The following is a 20,458-nucleotide window of genomic DNA, read 5'->3' as shown; positions in this document are numbered from 1 at the left end:
CTATCCAGTAACATGAAATTTTTCTATAGATATGGATAACAAAACGGGGTGAATGATGTGCGTTTCTCTCGCTTGACTGTTGTAGGCGTTTCCTTGGGTCTGGCTATTTTGTCCACTGGTTGTGGTGTACTTTATTTAAAATCCAGATTATCTCTTTTTCCTGTTCCACAATCTCTGGCCCCTAAAGTTTTGCAGTCTTCTGACCATACAAATCCAACTCAATCCACAGTGAAGACGGTCTCTTTACAACAAAGCACCAGTCAATCTTCCAACAGCCATCCGCAGAACTCTGTCACTCCCTCATCACCATACCCCAGTTTTGGCTTGGGAACCACGGGTTCTGAAGTTCTGGCGTTAAACGAACGTTTAGCTGAATTGGGATATCTGCCTGTGACGATTGAAGGCAGCGCTCCGGACATTACTCTGAATAACATTCAAAATCCACCACAAGTCACATTTGTTTGGAAATATGGAAATATTCCCTCCACCCTTCAAAACTTGTGGCAACCTGACACTTATACCGCATTAACCAGAGCTGCTGTCATTGCGGTTGAACATGTCAATAACCTCACCATTGATGGAATTGCCGGACCTGCCGTATGGCAAGCTATTCTTTCTCCTAACGCCGTCGCAGATCCGCATCGGTTTACATACGTGTTGGTTTCCAAAAATCCAGCACCGGAAACATTGCGCATCTGGAAAGATGGTGAGTGGATCTATCAGTCTGTTTGCAACACTGGTATTCCTGGAGCGAGTACACCGGACGGTACATATGCTATCTATTTACGCTTTCAATCGCAGACCATGCGTGGAGAAAATCCTAATGGCAGCAAATATGTCGATCCCGGTATCCCAGATGTTAATTATTTTCACGGAAGCGATGCTATACACGGGTTTATTCGAGCCAGTTACGGGTTCCCGCAGAGCCTTGGTTGCGTAGAACTGCCGTATGCTCATGCTGCACAAGTTTGGACACTTGTCCACTATGGAACTCTGGTGACCATTCGCGGTCATTATGTGGCACCTTCCAGTGTGAGCATCACAACGACTTCATCTTCAACATCACCTTCCAATCAGGGATCAGAAGGCAACACGGATACAAGTCATTCACAGCCTAGCACAGCGCAGTCTGTCTATGTCCAAAACGTGAACTGAGTTGTCCGCTGGAATCTTTCTGTCTATGGAAGTTTTTACCAAAATCAAGCCTTTCCGTGCAGTAAATTCTCTGTCAATTTTGCATCGGCGACATGAACATGTACTACGTGAACAGCATCATTTTGATAGCCTTTGCTATTCCATTTCGCTTTCATCGGTTGAGATTCGCCAAGTTCGTTGGTCGCTTTGGCCATCAATGTATAGACTCCCGGTTGATCAACACGCCAATCCAGCGACCAGCGCCGCCATGAATACGCTATATCCGGATCGAGCAGTTGAGCTTCTCTCCAATGTTTCCCTCCATCCGTGCTTACTTCTACTTTACTCACAGAATGCTCTCCAGCCCAGGCATAACCGCAAATAACATGCTGGCCAATAGCGATTTCTTCTTCTTCCATTGGAGAAGCTATCGAGGAATTGATGACAACGGAAGAAACAGGCTTGGCATGTGGATAATCATTGGGTTTCTCTAGAATGACATAATCGATACTTTGAAAAGGCCCCTTAAATGCTTCTTGAACCACACGAATACGATGCAGCCACTTCACTGAAGCCATAGCATAGTACCCCGGCACGAGAAGACGCAAAGGGAATCCGTGTTTGAATGGCAGAGGTTGGCCATTCATCTCTAGTGCGAGTAACGTATCGGGATGAAGCGCTTTTTCAAGAGGCAGGCTTCTTTCAAAAAACACCTGCTCCTCCATATCCGGACGCTGGCCACTATCAAGTCCTTGAAAAACAACTTCTTTCGCTTGATTGGATATTCCAGCTTGTTCTAAGACATCTTTGAGTCGCACGCCTCTCCATTCAGCATGGCTAATGGCACCAAGACCAAATTGAACACCTTGCGCTTTCTTGTCCCATAACGACCTCTTATTACCTGCACATTCAAGAGTCGCTGGCAAGGTAACCAAGTTCATCTTCAGTAAATCTTGATAAGTTAACTGAAGGGGTTGAACGACCATACCTTCTATGGAAAGCGACCATTGATGGACATCCACAAAAGGGTATTCAAAATGACTTCTAACGTAAAACAATTCATTGGGAGTGATGAGTTGTGGTTCTGTCATCATTGGATATTCAAGATTTTCCGATGGATAGTAAGAAACAGGCTTTACATGAATGTCACGCAATCCAAAGTACCCTCCAACGTCCAGAAATGTAAATCTATACATTGACTTGTCTAGACGTCATCTTCACCATTCCATTCCTTTGTTATACAAGGATAGAGAGAAATGAAAAGGGCAAGCATCACGTGGTTGCACTCTAGCACTCTGAGCGTTGACTTATGAAAGTGTCGGAGCCTGCAAGGATACATGCACCTGTTCACCTGGATAAACGGGCTGACCAGCAGCAATCGAACTACCGACCACAAATCCCGAGCCAGAAATGATGGGGTGCAAGCCAAAATCGTGTAAGAGTTGTAGCAGAGGTGTTAACGTAAGACCTCGGATCGACGGCATTTTTTCTTGAGTTCGGCCTGTACTTGTCCAGACATAAATGGGTTGAGAAGCTTGTACCGAACTACCAGCCAGCGGCCACTGACGGAGAATGGTTGATCCGTTACCGTTGACCACAAGCGACCCTGCTAAACCATGAGCCACCTTTTGGGCTTCCTGAACAGAATCTCCAATTAAACTGGGCAGGTTCTGGATATAGACAGTTTTTTGGGCAGGATGAGTCAGCATAGAGGTTTGGGCTGAGGTAGCCGTACGCGGAGCTATGCCATAGTAGTTCATTAGATCTTTCATGACTTGGCGTACGGCTGGTGTAGCCGTTGTGCTGCCCCATGTATCGTTGACAGGCAATTTAGGCCAGTCTACCGCACAATAGATAACCACTTTCGGCGCCCACCCAGGAGCGAAGCCTACAAAAGATGTGATAAACCTGGAACTATAAAATTTCCCTGTCTTTGGATTGACCACTTGAGCCGTTCCTGTTTTCCCGGCAATCTCATAGCCTTTAATATACGCTGCGTTGTCAATACCTTGTGAAACATCGAGTATCATACCGTGTCGCACAGTTGCCAATACAGAAGCAGGCGCAATATCGCGTCGGACAACATGAGGCTCTATGGTTTTAATCACTTTTCCCTGTGGAGAAATAATTTTTTGGACTACATAAGGCCGATACAATGTTCCACCATTGGCAATTGCGGAAACACCATCCACAAGTTGAATCGGGGTCACGGCAATACCTTGACCAAAACCTGTGGTAGCCAATTCGATTTTACCTTCCTGTGAAGGCGGGAAGAGAATGGAGTCACCTTCATCCGGCAAATCGATACCCGTTGGTTGGGTAAGACCAAACAGGCGAAGATAATGCATTAAATTACTCCAACCCACCCTCATGGCAATCTTTGCAAAACCTACGTTGCTAGAGTATTCAAGCGCCTTTAAAAAACTGATTCTACCCCAACCCCAGTAGTTCCAATCATGAATGGTTCGTCCGTCAATGGTGATTTTCCCGGACATATAGGTTTGATTGAGGTTAATGGAATGAGTCGCCAATGCAGCCGTCAAGACAAATAGTTTAAATGTCGATCCCGGTTCAAATGCGGCTGACACTCCCCAATTTTGATCGAGAGCGTTGGAAGTTGCGGTCCAGTAATGGTTTGGATTAAAATCCGGCTGATTGGACATGGCAAGGATTTGCCCGTTCCAGGGATCCATGACAATCATGGTTGCATGCTCAGGGTGAAGCTTTGCATTTAGATTTTTCATAACGTGATCGACAAAACCTTGAATGACCGGATTGATGGTCAGTTCCACAGAATCCCCCGGTTTAGGCGCAACAAGAGTATGCACCGTTCCAGGCAACGGGAATCCTAACGCGTCTTGTTTATAGACGATTTTTCCGGGAGTCCCTTCTAAGAGCTTGTTTTCCTCCGCCTCTATCCCCATTACTCCCTGACCATTAGGACCGACATAACCTACTGTAGCCGCCGCAAAGCTACCAAAAGGATAAAATCGTTTTTCTGTGGCTGTAAAACTGAAATCTGTCGCATGCTTTCCATTGCCGTACAATTTTTCAATAGCATCTTTCGCGGTCGCAAGAATAGGCTGGTTCCATTGAATCCAATCATACTTTTGAGCAATCAGGGGATAAATTTGACTATAAGGAAGGTTTAATATTTTGGAGAGATTTTGCGCTAAAGTTTTTTTATTAGAAAAATCGGAGATTTTAATATCCATCATATAAGCCGGCACATCATAAGCAATGGGCTGTCCTGCAGAATCCAGAATCTCTCCGCGTGGAGCCAATTCTACCTTGGATACATCTTGTACCTTAGCCGCTGCTGTGAGCAATTCATGGCCCATGGCGTGTTGAATGTTGGCAATCCGCAAAATAACTAGACCAAGCGCCGCAAGTCCGCCCACCTGCAAAGCTAACATGCGTTTTTTATGACGGCTTGAGTGTTTTTTCATGATGATTTTCCCAGGCTTGTAACCTTGCTTGCCTTTCAAAAAAACCACTTCCTTAAAATATCCTGACTGCGGTTAAAGAAGGGGTGGCCGCTGATAGTGAAAACCACCCCGATGGACAATGGAAACGTCCAATCATCGTTAACCTTTGATAGAAGTATGAACGCCAAGTCCGTAATGGTAGACCATGGTTCCTCCTAAATGACCGGTAATTGTTACCAGAACCGCAGCTACAATACTAAAGAGAAATGCGAGTAAAGAAATTCTATCTTTACGGCGAGCTAGTAGCCATTGGAAAGCCAGAGCAATGACCAGAGCCACTCCCGTCAATTCACCAAACTTTCTGTGCACAGGCAACATAGCTCTTGCCCCAGCAGAAATATGAACTAGATAGGATTCACTGATGACACCAGCAACTCCTGCCGCAATGGTGGATAAAATGGCCAATATGAGGAGATAGGTGTAAGACCGCGCGTAAAATCTATCTCCTGGACGAAACACGCCAATGAATCCAGCCAGCAATGACAGATAATTGATGGCAATTGTGAAATGTACGACCATAGGGTGAATGGTAGCCGGAAATAGGTGATAAATAGACTCTAACATGGTTTCCTCCTCAATATACAGTGATTAGCTTGGTTATCCAGCACTTTTAAATACAGTGTCTTATTTTACTCTATATCGATGATAAAATTGGAGAATTTTTAAATCAAACCTTGAAAATTTGTATGAAACGATTCACAAATCCTTTTTTTCGATTCTAGACAAGCGATGAAAATCCTTGTCCAAGAGGACTAAAAAAATCAAATTTGTGGACAAATTGCAACATGCGTTGACTCTCCATGGTCATGATAGAATCATAATGAAAGAGGGATGAAGGAGGAGAAAAAATGGGATTTTTTGATAACCTCGTTCGTGCTATGGAAGGCAATTCATCAAACGGTAACTATCAAGGAGACCATGAATGCTTACGTTGCCACATTCCCATGCGCTATCATGGCGCCCATGTTTTGCGAACCGGCGGTGTCAGCCGAGGGGCAGGTCTCATTGGCGATTTGCTCTTGGGAGGCAGAGATGAAGAGTTTATCAATACCGCGTTAGAAAGAAATGTAGCTGTCCACGTCTTCGCATGCGAGCGCTGTGGCAGCTTAGAATTTATTAATGACCCTCGCCATGGATTTCAATAATCCTTGTCTCGATGAGGCTTGTCTGGAAAAGCTGGTGGATGCGCTGACGAAGTTGCTTACTCGGCAGAATTCTTCTTCATACGCGCAATAATGTCTGGTCGAGGTGTCCAGCAACGAAATTGATAGAAACTGCGCGTTTCATAGCCAAGACGGGCGCAATACGTACGTACGCGTGATTTCTTCTCTGCAAGCGAGTCTCCAGCCTCTTGCGGGCTGGAGAGTTGTTGCTTGCGAAGATTTTCCGCGCGAAAATGCTGGCAAGTTGCACAGCAATGGTATCGCTGATTCTGCTCAGACAAGTTCATTCCAGTCCCCAATCCACATGATTAGGATCGTATTCGAAGCTGCGTTGGTTGCGATTGAGGGCCGTGATTTCAGCAACTTCTTCTTGGCTAAGCTGAAAATCGAACAACTGAGCGTTTTCCGCAATACGTTCGCGTCTCACCGACTTGGGTATGGTAACTACCTCTTGCTGCAAATCCCATCTCAATACAATTTGTGCTGGCGTTTTCGAATATTTTTCAGCCAAACGGAGAATCAACGGATGGTTCAACAATTCGCCACCACGCATCAGAGGCGACCAAGCTTCCAATTGAATGTGATGAGGGCGGCAAAACTCGTATAACTCGCGCTGCGTCAGATAAGGGTGAAACTCTACCTGGTTGACAGCCGGAACCACTTCAAAATGATTCATAATATCCTGGAGATGTTTAGGCTCAAAATTGCTGACACCAATAGCTCTGACATATCCATCTTTCAGCAGCTTTTCAAAAGCGCGCCAAGATTCTAAATATTTCCCTTCAATCGCCCAATGGATAAGATAGAGATCGACATAATCAACCCCCAGCTTTTTACGGCTGACTTCGAAGGCTTGCAGAGCTTTTTCGTAACCGTGGCTGTTATTCCATAGTTTCGTGGTTATAAAAATTTCCTCACGGGCTACGCCGCTGTCGCGAATCGCTTGGCCAACACCTTCCTCATTGCCGTAAGCTGCTGCTGTATCTATATGGCGGTAACCCAATTCAAGGGCGGCTCGAACCGCATTCTCAACCTCGCCGCCTTGTTTGGATTGCCATACACCCAAACCTACATAGGGCATCTCCACACCATTGTTCAGTTTTGCTGTACTGGTCAAACTGTTGATGCTGGTCATCATACCCCTCCATAAGCAAATATTTTCAATCTTTTTTATTGTACACCTCCGTTGAGTCAGAAGCGAATGATGACGCAGCAAAAATGGTTGTCCTGCTCTAGTGTTTGCTATCTGACTTGTTCCTGAAAAATCGAAAGACAAACAAGATTTCAACTGATATATTTGAAGAAGAAAAAACATAGGAAGATGAAGTATACTGCGCCTACGATAGATGATTGGGGGAGAATGGGTTTGAAAAAAAGCCTACTAGGATTAATGGGAACCTTCTGTGTGATGGGCATGTGCTCTACCAGTGCCATGGCATCACCCATGCCGCAAATGAGTCCTGCTCCATACGCCCTGGCAGACGGCTATCCCATCCACATGCCAGGCAGTGTCACCTTGCATGGTGAAACCTACTTGCCCTTATGGTACTTGATTCATGATTTACAGCGGGCAGGGATATCCTCCCATTGGGAAGCAGGTTCGTGGGTCATTCATTTGCCAGGATTACAATTACAACCTATTGGAAAGCTTGCCGTTGCAGGTGTTCCAGTGGTTGTCAACGGCACCACCATCGCTATATTGCCAGGTATGAATCGGGTCGATCCGTTTTCACACAAGACGACCTTTTTTGTCAACATGACCGATATGGACCGCGTTGTACAGGCTCTAGGTTGGCAGGTATCTTTTAACGGCAGTCAATGGCAAGCAGACAGTCCCAGCTTGCAATCTTTAAAAATCGCGTTGACCGATACATCAAGCAGTCCTTTTTACCAAGCCAACGCCATAGAACATCTGCACATGCAAACACAACTGACCCAAACTGCGATAAACGATTTGAAATCAGCCCAGCAAAGTATGCCAACGTCTGAAAATTTAACTATACAAACGAAGATGGAAGTCGGCAAGGTGGCGGGTCAAAGAGCAGAGTTGGCCGAAGTAACGACGCAGATGCAAGACAGTACGATACCCCCACAGAGTTCAGAAGTTTACATTCAAGGCAATCATCTCTATGAGAGGATGTTGAACAGCAGCGGATCGACCCAAGGACAAGGACAGTGGATGGAATCCACCATCTCGGAAAAATTGCTTAAATTGGAGGAAAATCCGGAACTGGGCGCTGATTTGTCGCTTTCCATGCTGCGCAACATCCACATCACTGCTACCAGAGGCGATACGACTACCTATGCAGCTCAACTCGACACCAGCAGCCTTGAACGTTACATGTCTTTGCTTTTCTCGGAAAGTGGATTAAGTGGATTGGCAGGACAGGAAAATTTGTCAAGCTCGCAAATGCTCTATCTGTTAAATCACATTCTTCAAACCACCAAGATGCAACTTCATTTGACGGTCAGCGGGCAAGGAGACAACGCAAAATTGTCAAAAGAAACGGCCCAGATGAGTTTCTCCATTACACCTAATATGTTTGGCAAGAGTCTAGGTCAGCAAATGACCGCTTATATCAAACAAATCGAGGCGAATATTGATTTGCAGCTTACCTATACCTATAACAACACGCCCGTTACTCCGCCTTCCGATTTGCCACAAAATGAATCGTCCACAACCGGCGCCACTTACGGTTCTGGACAATAAGGAAAAGGAGCGTGCTATCCATGAGCATTTATAACTTTTCAGTCCAAACCCTTGATGGTGAAGAACAATCGATGGAGATGTACCGGGGCAAGGTGTTGCTGATTGTCAACACGGCAAGTCAATGCGGATTTACACCGCAATACGAGGGACTGCAAAAACTGTATGAAACTTACGGAGACAAAGGATTGGTTGTTCTTGGCTTCCCGTGCAACCAATTCGGGGGTCAAGAACCTGGCAATGAAGAGGAAATTCGCAATTTTTGCGAGACACGCTACCACGTGACATTCCCAATGTTTGTCAAGGTGGAAGTCAATGGCCCAAACGCCCATCCACTTTTTCAATATCTAAAAAAAGAAGAAAAAGGCGCACTTGGCACAGAATCGATTAAGTGGAATTTCACAAAATTTCTCGTTGGCCGCGACGGTCAAACGATTCACCGATACAGTCCGAATACGTCTCCAGAAAGTATCAAACCAGACATTGAAAAAGCTCTGGCCGCCGTCTAATTCAATCAGCTATTCTTTCTGCTGTCATCTCTCGCCTCTAACCGCTTTCTGTTAGGGGCGGATTTTCACAGTTGTGCCTATAGGGACTTTTTGAGCCAATTCCAAAACATCTTGGTTATACATGCGGATGCAGCCTTTGGATACGGCTTTACCAATCGAAGAGGGCCGATTGGTACCATGGATTCCATAGTGGCGTTTGGAAAGACCCAGCCAATACGCACCAAAAGGCCCTCCAGGATTAGGTTCCTTATTGACAATCATGTAATCGCCAACGGGTGTTTGCGTCAGCATTTTACCAATTCCCACCGGGTACGTTTTTTCCAATTTCCCATCTTTATAGAGAGATAATTTGCGTTCCGACAAATCAACCTGAATGGCGTACGTCAAGACGCAACCCTCCCTGATGCAGGCGTTAATCCAGTATATTGGTGAGACTTCAAACTCGTGTATGGAAGGTAAAGGGGATCAAAAATGAAAAGAAAATGGATTTTATTTTCCTGTTGCGCTCTGTTCACCGCGACTACGGGATGTGCAAACCCAACCAAACCTGTTCAATCCAAAGAAAACAAACCCAAACCTATATCCACAGCTACCCAGCAAACGTACGCTGTTCCTCCTACTCATTCCACATCTCAGGAGGAAAAATGGTTGCCGTCGATTTCTGAAGCTATGCGTTTTATTCAAAACCGCACTCAAATCCAACCCATGGCACCCACCCTGCCTATTTACCACCCTGAATCTAACCAATGGTCTATAGGCGCCTTAGCTCAAGCCGGACAGACCCAGTACAACGTCACTTTACAATGGACCAAGCAGCCGTTGCCGCTCAACAGCCCCGCACTTCAAGCATCGCTGAATGCAGGGTTAGCTCAACTGATAGGAGGATTTGGCGCTAACCAATACAAGTCCGATTCTGCAGCGGTTCAACAGTTGTACCAGTCCAATCCAGGCGACGTAGCCCCTGCCTATATCGAGCCACCTGCAGGCAGTTCACAGAGCCACATCCATCTCGGTCATGGCATGGTTGGCACAGATTATCAGCAACCCGATAACTCCCTTATCGTTTGGCATGAAGGCAAATGGACTTTGCAAGTCGAAGGCACAAATCCTACAGCCATCTCTGTCGCCAAAGAATTGGTAAACTATTTCAATCAAAACCTGCTACCAGAAACGCGGGGTACACTGGCTGTAAATATCACTGGGGACGGAAATCACACGGCTGCCGAATGGGTCTTTGGTTCCACGCTCTATGAGTGCTGGGATTATCGCAGCGCCTTGGAAGCAGCAAAGATGGCTGTGTCCATGCGCTTCTACCCTGTCTCCTCTCAACATCAGCCATAATAAATGGCAACTGATGCCTGATGGATGCGCAAAAAAAGGGCGTTTCGCCCAAAAGCCAACGCGCCTTTTTACATTTTTTGAAATTCAATGCATATTTACTTCATGGAGGAATGGTCACACAGTTAGGTAAACAGCGCTTTACAAAGGACGATACAACTCCCGATCTCGTTTAGCCAAAAGCGGTAAAATTGTATCCTTCACCAGTCGCTGAAAATAGTCCGTCTCTGCATGAGCCTCCAAGGCCTGTTCATTTTCATATTGTTCAAAGAGCAGAAAGACGTCGGGATTTTCCAGCGAGCGATTGACTAAATAGAGCAGACAGCCACTCTCCTTTTGAACCAGTGATTTCATCTCCATCAATGCCGCCTGCACTTGTTCAGACGTACCAGGTTTACACTCGTAACGTGCTGTCAATACAACCACTTGATTCTCCCCTCCGTCCTCCAGCAACCACACGCCGTCTTATCTTCGCATGTTTATAGATTGGCCGTGCTTGTTGACGTATGTTCAGACGCTTCCTGAATTGCAGTCTCCAATGACGCTGTACGGCGACCACTGGCAATACCCCAGAAGTAGAAAATAATTGAACCCACTGCAACCACAATGATATCCAGAGGATAGGCCAACTTGCCCTTGCCGCCAAAACTACCATAGTATGAAACCACGTACATGAAGATCATATAAACCAATATCCAGATGGAAGATACAAACGATTTCCCTAGATTTTCACGCAAACGCGGTGCAAACAGCGAAAAGAGGAAGAAAACAACGAGCGCAATAAATTCTAGAATAATCAGTGGTTGCACATTGCTCCAACCCGTCCAATAGATGATATTGCTCCCTACAATAAAAGCAAGAATAGCAATGACAGGCAACCCACCCAGACGAACCGGCCGATGCGCATCGGCAGCGTGCCGTCGAAAAACCATTGCACTGACCGGACCAACAACGTAAGTCAACACGGAGGCACTCGAACAAAACGCCACCAACTTACTCCAAATGGGAAATGGACCTGTCCAGATGATACCTAAAATTAATGTCAACCACATGGCTGCACGTGGAATTCCTGTTTTTTCGTCTACCTTGGAGAATAAGTTAAAGAAATATCCGTTATTGGAGAAGCCCAGCACTGCCCGCGCTGTAGAAGCGAAATAAACCCAACCTGCTCCGAGTGGCGAGACTACAGCTGATACCTCCATAAACCATGCCAACCATGTCAGTCCCAATATCAAGGAAACGTCCACCAAAGGACCCTGGAAGGACAGTTTGGCCCATCCATGCTGAAAAGCATGTGCTGGTACGGCGCCAATGAAAACAGCTTGCACCAAGATATAGACAATGGCTACAATCACCAATTCCAGAATGATGGCACGCGGCACATCTCGTCCAGGATTCTTTGCCTCAGCAGACATGTCCACAGCTTGCCGGAAACCAAGCATGGAAAAGATGATGCCCGAAGTAGCAACAGCTGTCAAAATGCCATGAAATCCATAGGGCGCAAAACCTTTTGAAGTAAAATTCGATACATGAATACTGAAAATTAATGTGATAAAAGTCAAAAGCGGGACAATCACTTTAAAAATCGTCACGACATTATTGATACGAGCCAAAATTTTAATTCCATAATAGTTCATCAAGAAAAAGAGTACCACAAGCAGAGCTTCAATCAGCCAACCGGTAAAATTGGGCAATCCTGATTTGGCATTGAAAAACGCCTTAGGAGCTAAATATTGCACAGCAGCTTCCGCTTCAATGGGCGGAATGGTGGAATAGGCAATGATGGTAGCGATAGACATTAAAAATCCCAAAATACTCCCGTGAGAATAATCTGGGTATCGCACGACACCGCCAGCAGCCGGCAACATGGAAGACAACTCCGCATAAACGAGCGCAATAAAAATGAGTGCTACTGCACCAATGGCCCAACCTACAATGGCAGCCGGTCCTGCATCATTGGCCGCATACTGTACGCCAAACAACCAACCAGAACCAATGGCTGCTCCAATGCCGATTAAGGTCAGATCAAGCATGGACAAGTTCTTTTTGAGCTTTTTGTCTTGACTCGGCAATCTAATCCTCCCCTTCTTAAAAATTGCCCCTTAGGACTTTTTTCTTCTGCGCGCAATCTCCAAAACCTGCGCTTTCCCATTCCTGCACGCAGATGGGCAAAGCAGTTCCGCATCCTCAAACGCATACGTAAGCGTTTTCTCCCCGAGGAATGCGGAACTCTTTATCATGTTTAAATTTAGACACCTTATTATTCTATGTCTAAATTTTATACATGATTTCAGATTATAAAGAATACATTCAACGCGCACAAGTAGAAGTGATGTATTTTTTTAATATTCCGTCAGATGGTACTGGCGCATTTTGTAGTACAACGCCCCTCGGGATATTCCCAGCAGACGAGCTGCCTGCGCTTTGTTGCCGGATGTCTGTTCTAACGCTGCGACAATCCGCTTGCGTTCCATCTCCTGCGCATAGTCATTGAGCGGCAGCGACAAATCGGTCAACTGTTCTACAGTCATGGGACGCAACTCGCGCGGCAGATGTTCAAGTGTCAGCGGACCTTCTCCAGCATTCAACAACATCCATTCCATAGCCCTCCGCAATTCCGGCAAATTGCCCGGCCAATGATAGTTCGTCAGTGCTGCCATGACTTCAGGACTTAGCTGCGGCAACCCTTTAGCAAAACGTTTGGCCGCTTGCGCCAAATAGAAATGACAAATAGCTGGGATATCTTCTTTCCTTTCCCGCAGCGATGGTACTCGTAACTCATAGAAGAGAAATCGCAAATTGGAGACCAGCGTTTCAGACACGTCCGCATCCGGCATTACATGGGCGGCACCAACGACTCGGCAAGTCATCGGCAACCATTGCCCATCCGTTTTGGCCAATCCTCCCGATTGCAGAGCCTGCGCCAGTTTGAGTTGAGTTTTTTCCGCCATTTTATCCACATTGCGCAAGAAAAGCGTCCCTTGCCCCGCCGTTTCCAACTTACCTGCTTTTTCACTGCTCTGAGATGTGTACCATTCTGCAGATTGTCCAAACAGCTCCATATCTAGTATGCCTTCCGGAAGCACTTGGCAATCCACTATCACAAACGGCCCCTTACGCTTCGCTGCAGTGTGAATCCAGCGTGCCAGCCATTCTTTGCCCGATCCGTTTTCTCCCAAGAGGAGCAGTGGAGCATCCGGTCGCAGTTTGTCTATTTTATCTAAAAAATGAATAACTTCCCTCAAGGCATGATTTTGAGTATCCAGTAGTGTTTGCCAATCTTCATCCAGATTGCCATTTTGTTGTGCGTATCGTTCTTCACTGAGTCGAACTAAATCAGTAATATCCTGCTCCATGGAGATGGCACCCACCAAATGGCCTTCTCTGTTGTGAACCGGAACGGTATGAATGTAGACATGCTTGTCCGGTCGAGGTTGATGGTACACTCCGTAGACAGGCAAGCCACTTTCCATGACCTGAAAGAGCATCAGGGAACCGCGTTGAAAAAACTGACCGATGGGCTGACCAATAATTTGTTCTGGCAAGATATCGTACAGTTTGGCCGCCGCCTGATTCCAGGCAAGCACTTCCCCCTCGCGATTCACCATAGTGATGGCTTCGGGCAGCGCGTCCAACAGCACTTTATAAAAGGAAAACATCTCCTTATCTGAATGGCTGACCATTTTTAAGCACCGTCCATTATGCAAAATGTACACGCTCTCAATATAGGCTATCCTTCGTTAATTTCCTAGTTGCCTTTTGAAAAGAGAAAAGTTACAATCATCATGTGTATAATTTATAATCATTTTTTATAAATATGTTTAATTTTAATCACTTGTATCTCATTGAAAGTGAGGGATATTCAATGGAAGCCTTAATGCGCAACACATTCTTGTTCCTAGCTAAAAATCGTGCCGCCAATAAGGCTGCACAGGCTTATGGCATGCGGCTGGGGGCCAGTCGTTTTGTCGCTGGTGATAATATTGAAAACGCTATCCAAAAGGTTCGTGACTTTAACCGCCGTGGTATTGTGGCCACGCTCGATCACTTAGGCGAGTTTGTTTTTAGCGAAGAAGAAGCTCGGATGGCGGCTGACGAGTGTGTTGCGGCACTTGACGCGATTGGCGCGGCTGGCGTACAGTCTCATCTTTCCTTGAAAATGACTCAGCTAGGTCTGGATATTTCGCAAGATCTTTGCCTGGACAATATGCACCGCATCCTCGACACTGCAAAAAAACATGGCAATTTTGTCCGAATAGACATGGAAGATTATGCACACAACGAGATCAGCATTGACATTTTCAAACGACTGCGTGCGGAATATGGCGAAACGGTAGGTTTGGTCATTCAGGCTTATCTCTACAAAAGCGCTCAGGATATTGAAGATTTGAATGTTTTTCACCCAAACCTGAGGCTCGTCAAAGGAGCCTATAAAGAACCTGAAAGTGTGGCTTTCCCGAAAAAAGAAGATGTAGACGCCAATTATATTCGCATCATTGAGCGACATTTGACTCTAGGAAATTATGCGGCCGTAGCCAGTCATGACGAGAAGATCATTGAACACGTCAAACGGTTTACGGCAGAGCATCAGATTCCCCGTCAACAGTTTGAATTTCAAATGCTCTACGGTATTCGCTCGGACCTACAAGATCAACTAGCTGCAGAAGGTTACACAGTACGAGTTTACATTCCTTACGGCACCGACTGGTACGGCTATTTCATGCGCCGTTTGGCAGAACGTCCGGCCAACGTAGGTTTTGTTCTCAAATCGATGTTGAAAGGATAAAAGACAGTTTGTCATTAGACATGATGAAACCACCAGCCCCTGTGTCCGTTCTCACAAGCTCTGGTGGTTTCTTCCTTTCCCTGAATCCTTTTTCACTTTTATTCATATCTCAACGCGTCAATGGGCTTAAGATTTGCCGCCTTGCGCGCCGGATACACACCAAACACCAAACCTATCAAGATGGAGAAAATGACTGCCAATATCATGGCACCCGGTGAGAGCAAATTTCCAGTATGGCTGACAGCACCAACCGTCAAAGCCCCAGCCGTACCCAAAAGCAAGCCAATCACTGCTCCGGATAGCGACAGACCTAAAGATTCCAGAAGAAATTGTGTCAAGATGACACTTCGCCTTGCTCCAATGGCCTTGCGAATACCAATTTCACGGGTACGTTCGGTCACTGAGACAAGCATGATGTTCATAATGCCAATCCCACCAACCAAAAGCGAAATAGCTGAAATGCCATCGAGAAGATCGGTCAGTATCTGAGTCACCCCTGACAACGCGGAGAGGATGGTAGCCTGATTAATAATTTGAAAATCATCGGCTGTACTGGGAGACAGTTGGTGCAAAACGCGTAACGTCGATTCAATTTCCAACTGCGCCTGATTCATGACGTTAGCCGATTTGGCCGATGCCAAAATTTCATTGACTGTGTCCGATCCGGTCAACAAGTTCTGCTCGGTTGTCACGGGTATGGCTATCGCGTCGTTTTCATTTTCAAAACCACTCGCTCCTTGCGAGGCTGCCACACCAATAACAGTGAAAGGAATTCCGGCAATATCTATGGTTTGTCCCACCGGATTGACGCCAGTTCCAGAAAAAAGCGTTTGTTCCACCTGACTGCCGAGAACAGCAACATTGGCTGCTTTGGAAACGTCTTCCGACGTAAAGAAGCTACCTTGCGCCATACTGACATCTTTAATCGCGGGATAGTTTTGGTTAGTGCCTTCTATAGCGGTATTGGTATTGTTGGCCCCAAAAACGACCTGTGCCGAGTGTGAAACAAGCGGCGCTGTCATCGCCACATCGGGATCGTCTTGTTGAATGGCTGTGGCGTTGCTAATTGTCAAAGTGGATGCGCTCCCATAGCCTTGGTTCACTCCACCAACTGATGTGGAACCGGGCATAATGGTAAGTACGTTGGAACCGAGGCTCTCAATACGGCTGGTGACACCGTTTTTAGCACTCATGCCAATGGCAGAACTGAGCACCACGGCCATTACACCAATAATGATGCCGAGCATGGTAAGGAAAGAACGCATCTTGTTGGCTTTGACACTTCTCCAAGCCACACGCATAATCTCAAGCATCATCAGCGACTTCCCCCATCCTGACCCTGCCGAATGGCTTCGGCTGCTGCGACGGGTTGTTTGATTTCCATATCATTGGCTGTATCCGACTCTACACGACCATCGCGGAAGCGAATGATGCGCTTGGCTCGGCGACCGACTTCAGGCTCGTGCGTAACTAAAACAATGGTGTTGCCTTGCGCATGCAAGTCCGCAAATAACTGCAAAATTTCTTCCGTTGTGTGACTGTCGAGAGCGCCTGTAGGCTCGTCAGCCAACAATAAGACAGGCTTATTTACCAAAGCTCGGGCAATGGATACACGCTGCTGCTGACCGCCGGACAATTCATTAGGACGGTTATGCATACGTTCTGCCAACCCCACACGCTCTAGAGCCTCCATAGCTCGTTGACGTCGTTCACGCGGTGAAATTCCCGCATAGAGCATGGGTAACTCCACATTTTCCAGAGCTGTTGTTTTGGGCAATAGATTAAAGTTCTGAAAAACAAAACCAATTTTCTGGTTTCGCAAGATGGCCAACTCGTCATCGGATAAACGGGATACGTCATAACCGTCCAAACGATATGTTCCGCTGGAAGGTACATCCAGGCAACCAATCATGTTCATCATAGTGGATTTGCCACTTCCTGACGGTCCCATAATGGCGACATATTCACCACGCTGAATGGTCAGGTTGACACCGCTGAGTGCACGAATTTCTTGCCCCCCCACTTGATAAGTGCGGACAAGTTGATGAATCTCTAATAGCACTGTCATCCCTGTTTCCCTCCAGCGGCTCCGCCGCCGTTGCCACCATGGCCTCCACCAGCAAATCCAGCACCGCCACCAAAGCCGCCGCCAAAGTGGAATCCGCTGCTTTGACTATTGACAATAGCGGCTGCAGTTTGCCCTGGCAAAACCAGCAGTATTTTTTCACCTGCCGTTAACCCACTTGTAATTTGTACGGTATTGGTTCCCATCAATCCCACTTGGACAGGTTGGAAATGCACACCCGCCGGCAAACCAGCACTGAATGGTGACTTGCCTGATTTTTCCTGACTATTGGCAAAATGACTATATTTTTTGCTTGAATTTGTACGATTTCCAGTACCTGTTTCTACATAGACACCCTCAATGGAACCTAGTTGATGAAGCGCGATGGCTGGAATACTCAGAACATGGTTGGCTGAAGCTGTGTCTATCGTTGCACTTGCAGACATTCCAGCTTTTAGGCTGCCGTTGTCGTTATTTACAGCGGCCATCACCGTATATTCGGTAACGGAAGAACTTTGTACGGGTGTGGGATAAACTTGTGTAATGGTACCCGTGAACGTTTGGTTAGGATAAGCAGGAACTGTGAACTGCACTGATTCACCCGGGTGCACGCTGCCGATTTGCGATTCAGCCACATCCAGTTGAACAGCGAGATCGTCAGGATTCAAATCGGCCATTTCAATCAATCCTGTTCCACTACCGGAGCCGGAAGAACTGGATGAACTGGCCTTGCTTGCTTCACCTTCACTGGCTGTTTCACCCACCACGCCATTGATGGCGGTTATCACGCCAGAGATGGGCGCACGAATGACCGTTTCTGACTCATTGAGTTGAGCATTTTGCAAACTGGCTTCAGCATTTTGCACTTGCGCTTGCGCACTGGCCACACTCGCTTCATCCTGGGCTATTGTAGCTGGAGTAGCTGGTTGTTCGTCATTTTGCAGAGTCAACTCGGCTGTCTGTAATGCTTCCTGGGCCTGTGTAACGTTAGCTTGCGCACTATCGAGCGCTTGTTTGGCGCTGATGGGATTATTGTACTGTTCTTCTGCCAACTGCAACGCTTGCTTATCTTCTTGAACCGTCTGTTCTAACTTCTGCTGATTACTAGTTTGGCTGGCTTGATCGTTCTGCAATGTGGTTTCATCCATCTGAACTGCTTGTTGTTCGTTGTTCACTGCTTGCTGTGCTTGCTGAATAGCGTTGTACCCAGTCTCAAGCAGTTGGTACTGAGTCTGTGTTTGACTTACCTGCGCTTCGTAAGGATTATTTCCAGTGTAGTGGCTGGCCCAATAATTCGCAGTTTCCTGAGCCGTTTGATAGGCTTGATAGGCGTTTTGCACCTCTGACTCGGTAATATTGCCATACTGCGCAATGGCGTCTTGCAACTGTTGCTGATCTTGCTGGAGTGCAGCCTCATCATCCTGCAACTTCTGCTCATCCAGTGAGACTTGATCACTGGGTTGATTTAATTCATCTTCAGCTTGCGTCAAAGCAGCTTGTGCACTTTGCACAGCTTGTTCTTCACTGGTACGGTCATTATAGGCAGCAAGTTGATCCTGATATTGTTGTTTCGCTTCTTGAAGACTGGATTGCGCTTTCGTGACAGCTTCTTTATCGAGCGCCAATTGTGTTGGGGTAACCCCTTCTTCATCTTGCTGTAATTTTGCTTCTGCAGATTGCAAGGATGCTTCTGCTTCAGAGACTGTGGACTGTGCTTGTGCAACAGCAATTTGTTCTGTTTGATCGTTTTCTGTGGCGAGTATTTGACCTGCTTTCACTTTTTCTCCAATATGCACGGGGATGGAAGTCACAACGGACTGCGTGCCTTGAAAATCCAAATCTATGGTTGTAGGAGCAACGATGGTACCAGAAGTACTGATGGTTTGCATCACATTTCCATAGCCTACGGTATACCAATCATTTGCTGGTATGGTTGTGTGCGATCTCGTTTTGGCTAGTGCTATGGGTATGCCAACACCTAATACAACAATTACGGCGGCTCCCGTGTAGAGCCATTTCTTCCGTGACTTGCGTAGCGGCTGAATGATTTCTTCTGCCGCAGATGGAGTAGGTTCCATTTGACTGTCCCTCACTTGTTTATCGATTTATCAATATACTTTATACTTTTTGCAATTTGACTTGTTGAGTAGACATATTATAAGCAAGAAAACTTGAATGAGAATTGAAATCTCACACCTTTTATTTTCAGTATAAAATGAAATTTCAGTGCGAAAAAATTTAAAAATATTATAATTTCTTACTTTAATAAGTCCCTTAATACGTGACGACTTGAACAATTACCTCGTTCTTATGCACTGAGATACAGGAATTTGGCGTTTACGACGTCCTCCAGATGTGTTGTGCTGTCATGAGTGATTATATGAGGAGGCATTCTGAACTTTTCAAACTATAATCCTAAAATTTCCCTTTATTGGTTGGTGTATTGAAATTCCAGTTCGACGACCACCTTGTCTTCATAACAATGCCAGATACAACCTTCGAAACGCGGGGAGTCACCGATTGTCTTGGCACAGTTTCAGTTTTATCTGCATAGAGTGCCCGCTTTACCTTCGTAACCAACGTCATCAAGTTTCAATCACTTTCCGGATGCGACGACGTTCTTCCTTCTTACGCAGCGGTGGTTCACAGCGCTTTAGGCTTTCCTGACCAATCACACGTAACAGATAATAAGCCCCGACAACGAAGTGCAGGGCTAGTTTGTTGCACCGTGATGAGGCAAGCATCGACGTATTCCTTTCGCAGGTTTCGCTTGATGATGAAATCCGATTTGCTATCTTGCGCATGGCAAAAGGTGATATTTTCGTCACTGTCATTTCCAGCAGCCATGTCAATGCGTTGGCGTAATGTGGGGCTGGAGGGTACACTCTGAATCTGCAGTGCATCCAGGAAGTAATCATCCTCCCGGAAGGGTTCGATGTGGTCGAAGTCGGTTTTGCCTTGGCAAAGCAAGCCAATAAACGCATGTGCAATGTCCCGGTTCAGGATTTCTGGAGTTCCCATGCCGTCTAACCGTGTTTGATTGAGACGTTCGCCGATTCGAGTCTTTTCAAGGAGCAACCCAATCAACGCCATACCTGAATGGGTAACAATGACTTCATCGGATTGCTCAATAATAAAACGCAAAAGATCACCCCGGCGGTGAAGCGGATCTGGAGGAGCACATTCTCCAACTATCCCTATTCTACGGGACAAATCTCATGTATTTGCGAAGTTTTGACAGTCAAGCTGTCACGGATTTATTAAACCC

19 protein-coding genes are annotated in these 20,458 nt (G+C 46.3%); 6 read left to right on the top strand and 13 right to left on the bottom strand.

What is annotated here, in order from left to right; genetic code table 11:
* Positions 1 to 48 precede the first annotated feature (48 nt).
* Positions 49 to 1,155, top strand: a complete 1,107-nt coding sequence (locus tag BUA75_RS03815; RefSeq protein WP_072873267.1) for a L,D-transpeptidase family protein — start codon at positions 49 to 51, stop codon at positions 1,153 to 1,155.
* A gap of 44 nt (positions 1,156 to 1,199) precedes the next feature.
* Here BUA75_RS03815 and BUA75_RS03810 read toward each other — a convergent pair whose 3' ends face one another.
* The 3 genes from BUA75_RS03810 to BUA75_RS03800 form a co-directional block, all read right to left on the bottom strand.
* Entirely contained in the window at positions 1,200 to 2,330 is a 1,131-nt protein-coding gene (locus tag BUA75_RS03810; protein WP_072873266.1) for a sulfite oxidase, read from the bottom strand.
* A gap of 111 nt (positions 2,331 to 2,441) precedes the next feature.
* Positions 2,442 to 4,583 (bottom strand): penicillin-binding transpeptidase domain-containing protein, encoded by a 2,142-nt coding sequence (locus BUA75_RS03805; protein ID WP_072873362.1) that lies wholly within the window; start codon positions 4,581 to 4,583, stop codon positions 2,442 to 2,444.
* A 138-nt stretch (positions 4,584 to 4,721) separates the two neighbouring features.
* Positions 4,722 to 5,186 (bottom strand): DUF2231 domain-containing protein, encoded by a 465-nt coding sequence (locus tag BUA75_RS03800; protein WP_072873265.1) that lies wholly within the window; start codon positions 5,184 to 5,186, stop codon positions 4,722 to 4,724.
* A 284-nt stretch (positions 5,187 to 5,470) separates the two neighbouring features.
* Between BUA75_RS03800 and BUA75_RS03795 the strand changes: the two genes are divergently transcribed.
* Complete coding sequence (locus BUA75_RS03795) at positions 5,471 to 5,767, top strand: hypothetical protein (RefSeq protein WP_072873264.1); 297 nt, start codon at positions 5,471 to 5,473, stop codon at positions 5,765 to 5,767.
* A 56-nt stretch (positions 5,768 to 5,823) separates the two neighbouring features.
* Here the strand turns inward: BUA75_RS03795 and BUA75_RS03790 are convergent, their stop codons facing one another.
* Together BUA75_RS03790 and BUA75_RS03785 are read right to left on the bottom strand one after the other, a co-directional pair.
* Complete coding sequence (locus BUA75_RS03790; RefSeq protein ID WP_238413569.1) at positions 5,824 to 6,066, bottom strand: hypothetical protein; 243 nt, start codon at positions 6,064 to 6,066, stop codon at positions 5,824 to 5,826.
* A gap of 2 nt (positions 6,067 to 6,068) precedes the next feature.
* Positions 6,069 to 6,911, bottom strand: coding sequence for an aldo/keto reductase (locus tag BUA75_RS03785; protein WP_423219865.1), 843 nt, complete (start codon positions 6,909 to 6,911; stop codon positions 6,069 to 6,071).
* Between the two features lie 240 nt (positions 6,912 to 7,151).
* Between BUA75_RS03785 and BUA75_RS03780 the strand changes: the two genes are divergently transcribed.
* Both BUA75_RS03780 and BUA75_RS03775 read left to right on the top strand, forming a co-directional pair.
* Positions 7,152 to 8,495 (top strand): hypothetical protein, encoded by a 1,344-nt coding sequence (locus BUA75_RS03780; RefSeq protein WP_072873261.1) that lies wholly within the window; start codon positions 7,152 to 7,154, stop codon positions 8,493 to 8,495.
* A 20-nt stretch (positions 8,496 to 8,515) separates the two neighbouring features.
* The gene (locus BUA75_RS03775; RefSeq protein ID WP_072873260.1) at positions 8,516 to 9,001 is read left to right on the top strand and encodes a glutathione peroxidase; all 486 of its coding nucleotides are present in this window, start codon (positions 8,516 to 8,518) and stop codon (positions 8,999 to 9,001) included.
* Positions 9,002 to 9,052: 51 nt separating this feature from the next.
* Here BUA75_RS03775 and BUA75_RS03770 read toward each other — a convergent pair whose 3' ends face one another.
* Positions 9,053 to 9,388 (bottom strand): L,D-transpeptidase, encoded by a 336-nt coding sequence (locus BUA75_RS03770; protein WP_072873259.1) that lies wholly within the window; start codon positions 9,386 to 9,388, stop codon positions 9,053 to 9,055.
* A gap of 84 nt (positions 9,389 to 9,472) precedes the next feature.
* Here BUA75_RS03770 and BUA75_RS03765 point away from each other — a divergent pair, with 84 nt between their 5' ends.
* Complete coding sequence (locus tag BUA75_RS03765; protein WP_072873258.1) at positions 9,473 to 10,342, top strand: hypothetical protein; 870 nt, start codon at positions 9,473 to 9,475, stop codon at positions 10,340 to 10,342.
* Between the two features lie 138 nt (positions 10,343 to 10,480).
* On the opposite strand, the gene BUA75_RS03760 is transcribed toward BUA75_RS03765, so the two are convergent.
* From BUA75_RS03760 to BUA75_RS03750, 3 genes are all read right to left on the bottom strand, one after another.
* The gene (locus BUA75_RS03760) at positions 10,481 to 10,798 is read right to left on the bottom strand and encodes a putative quinol monooxygenase (protein ID WP_203114794.1); all 318 of its coding nucleotides are present in this window, start codon (positions 10,796 to 10,798) and stop codon (positions 10,481 to 10,483) included.
* 20 nt (positions 10,799 to 10,818) lie between these two features.
* A complete protein-coding gene (locus BUA75_RS03755; protein WP_083574052.1) occupies positions 10,819 to 12,411 on the bottom strand; it encodes an APC family permease in 1,593 nt (530 codons plus the stop codon).
* 270 nt (positions 12,412 to 12,681) lie between these two features.
* Positions 12,682 to 14,055: a sigma 54-interacting transcriptional regulator gene (locus BUA75_RS03750; RefSeq protein ID WP_129583509.1), complete on the bottom strand. Its 1,374-nt coding sequence runs from the start codon at positions 14,053 to 14,055 to the stop codon at positions 12,682 to 12,684.
* Positions 14,056 to 14,204: 149 nt separating this feature from the next.
* On the opposite strand from BUA75_RS03750, the gene BUA75_RS03745 reads away from it, so the two are divergent.
* Positions 14,205 to 15,125, top strand: coding sequence for a proline dehydrogenase family protein (locus BUA75_RS03745; protein ID WP_072873256.1), 921 nt, complete (start codon positions 14,205 to 14,207; stop codon positions 15,123 to 15,125).
* A 98-nt stretch (positions 15,126 to 15,223) separates the two neighbouring features.
* On the opposite strand, the gene BUA75_RS03740 is transcribed toward BUA75_RS03745, so the two are convergent.
* The 4 genes from BUA75_RS03740 to BUA75_RS03725 all read right to left on the bottom strand — a co-directional run bounded on the left by BUA75_RS03740 (position 15,224) and on the right by BUA75_RS03725 (position 20,334).
* Positions 15,224 to 16,438 (bottom strand): ABC transporter permease, encoded by a 1,215-nt coding sequence (locus BUA75_RS03740; protein WP_341350422.1) that lies wholly within the window; start codon positions 16,436 to 16,438, stop codon positions 15,224 to 15,226.
* 2 nt (positions 16,439 to 16,440) lie between these two features.
* Complete coding sequence (locus BUA75_RS03735) at positions 16,441 to 17,193, bottom strand: ABC transporter ATP-binding protein (RefSeq protein ID WP_072873254.1); 753 nt, start codon at positions 17,191 to 17,193, stop codon at positions 16,441 to 16,443.
* Positions 17,190 to 19,268 carry an efflux RND transporter periplasmic adaptor subunit gene (locus BUA75_RS03730; RefSeq protein WP_072873253.1) on the bottom strand — a complete coding sequence of 693 codons (2,079 nt, stop codon included), beginning with the start codon at positions 19,266 to 19,268 and terminating at the stop codon, positions 17,190 to 17,192. The genes BUA75_RS03735 and BUA75_RS03730 overlap by 4 nt, the downstream gene beginning before the upstream one ends.
* A 565-nt stretch (positions 19,269 to 19,833) precedes the next feature.
* Positions 19,834 to 20,334, bottom strand: a complete 501-nt coding sequence (locus BUA75_RS03725; RefSeq protein WP_072873252.1) for a hypothetical protein — start codon at positions 20,332 to 20,334, stop codon at positions 19,834 to 19,836.
* Positions 20,335 to 20,458 lie beyond the last annotated feature (124 nt).

The organism is Alicyclobacillus tolerans, from assembly GCF_900142255.1.
Taxonomy (GTDB): domain Bacteria; phylum Bacillota; class Bacilli; order Alicyclobacillales; family Alicyclobacillaceae; genus Alicyclobacillus_I; species Alicyclobacillus_I tolerans.
This window is presented reverse-complemented; position numbering and strand designations above follow the sequence as displayed.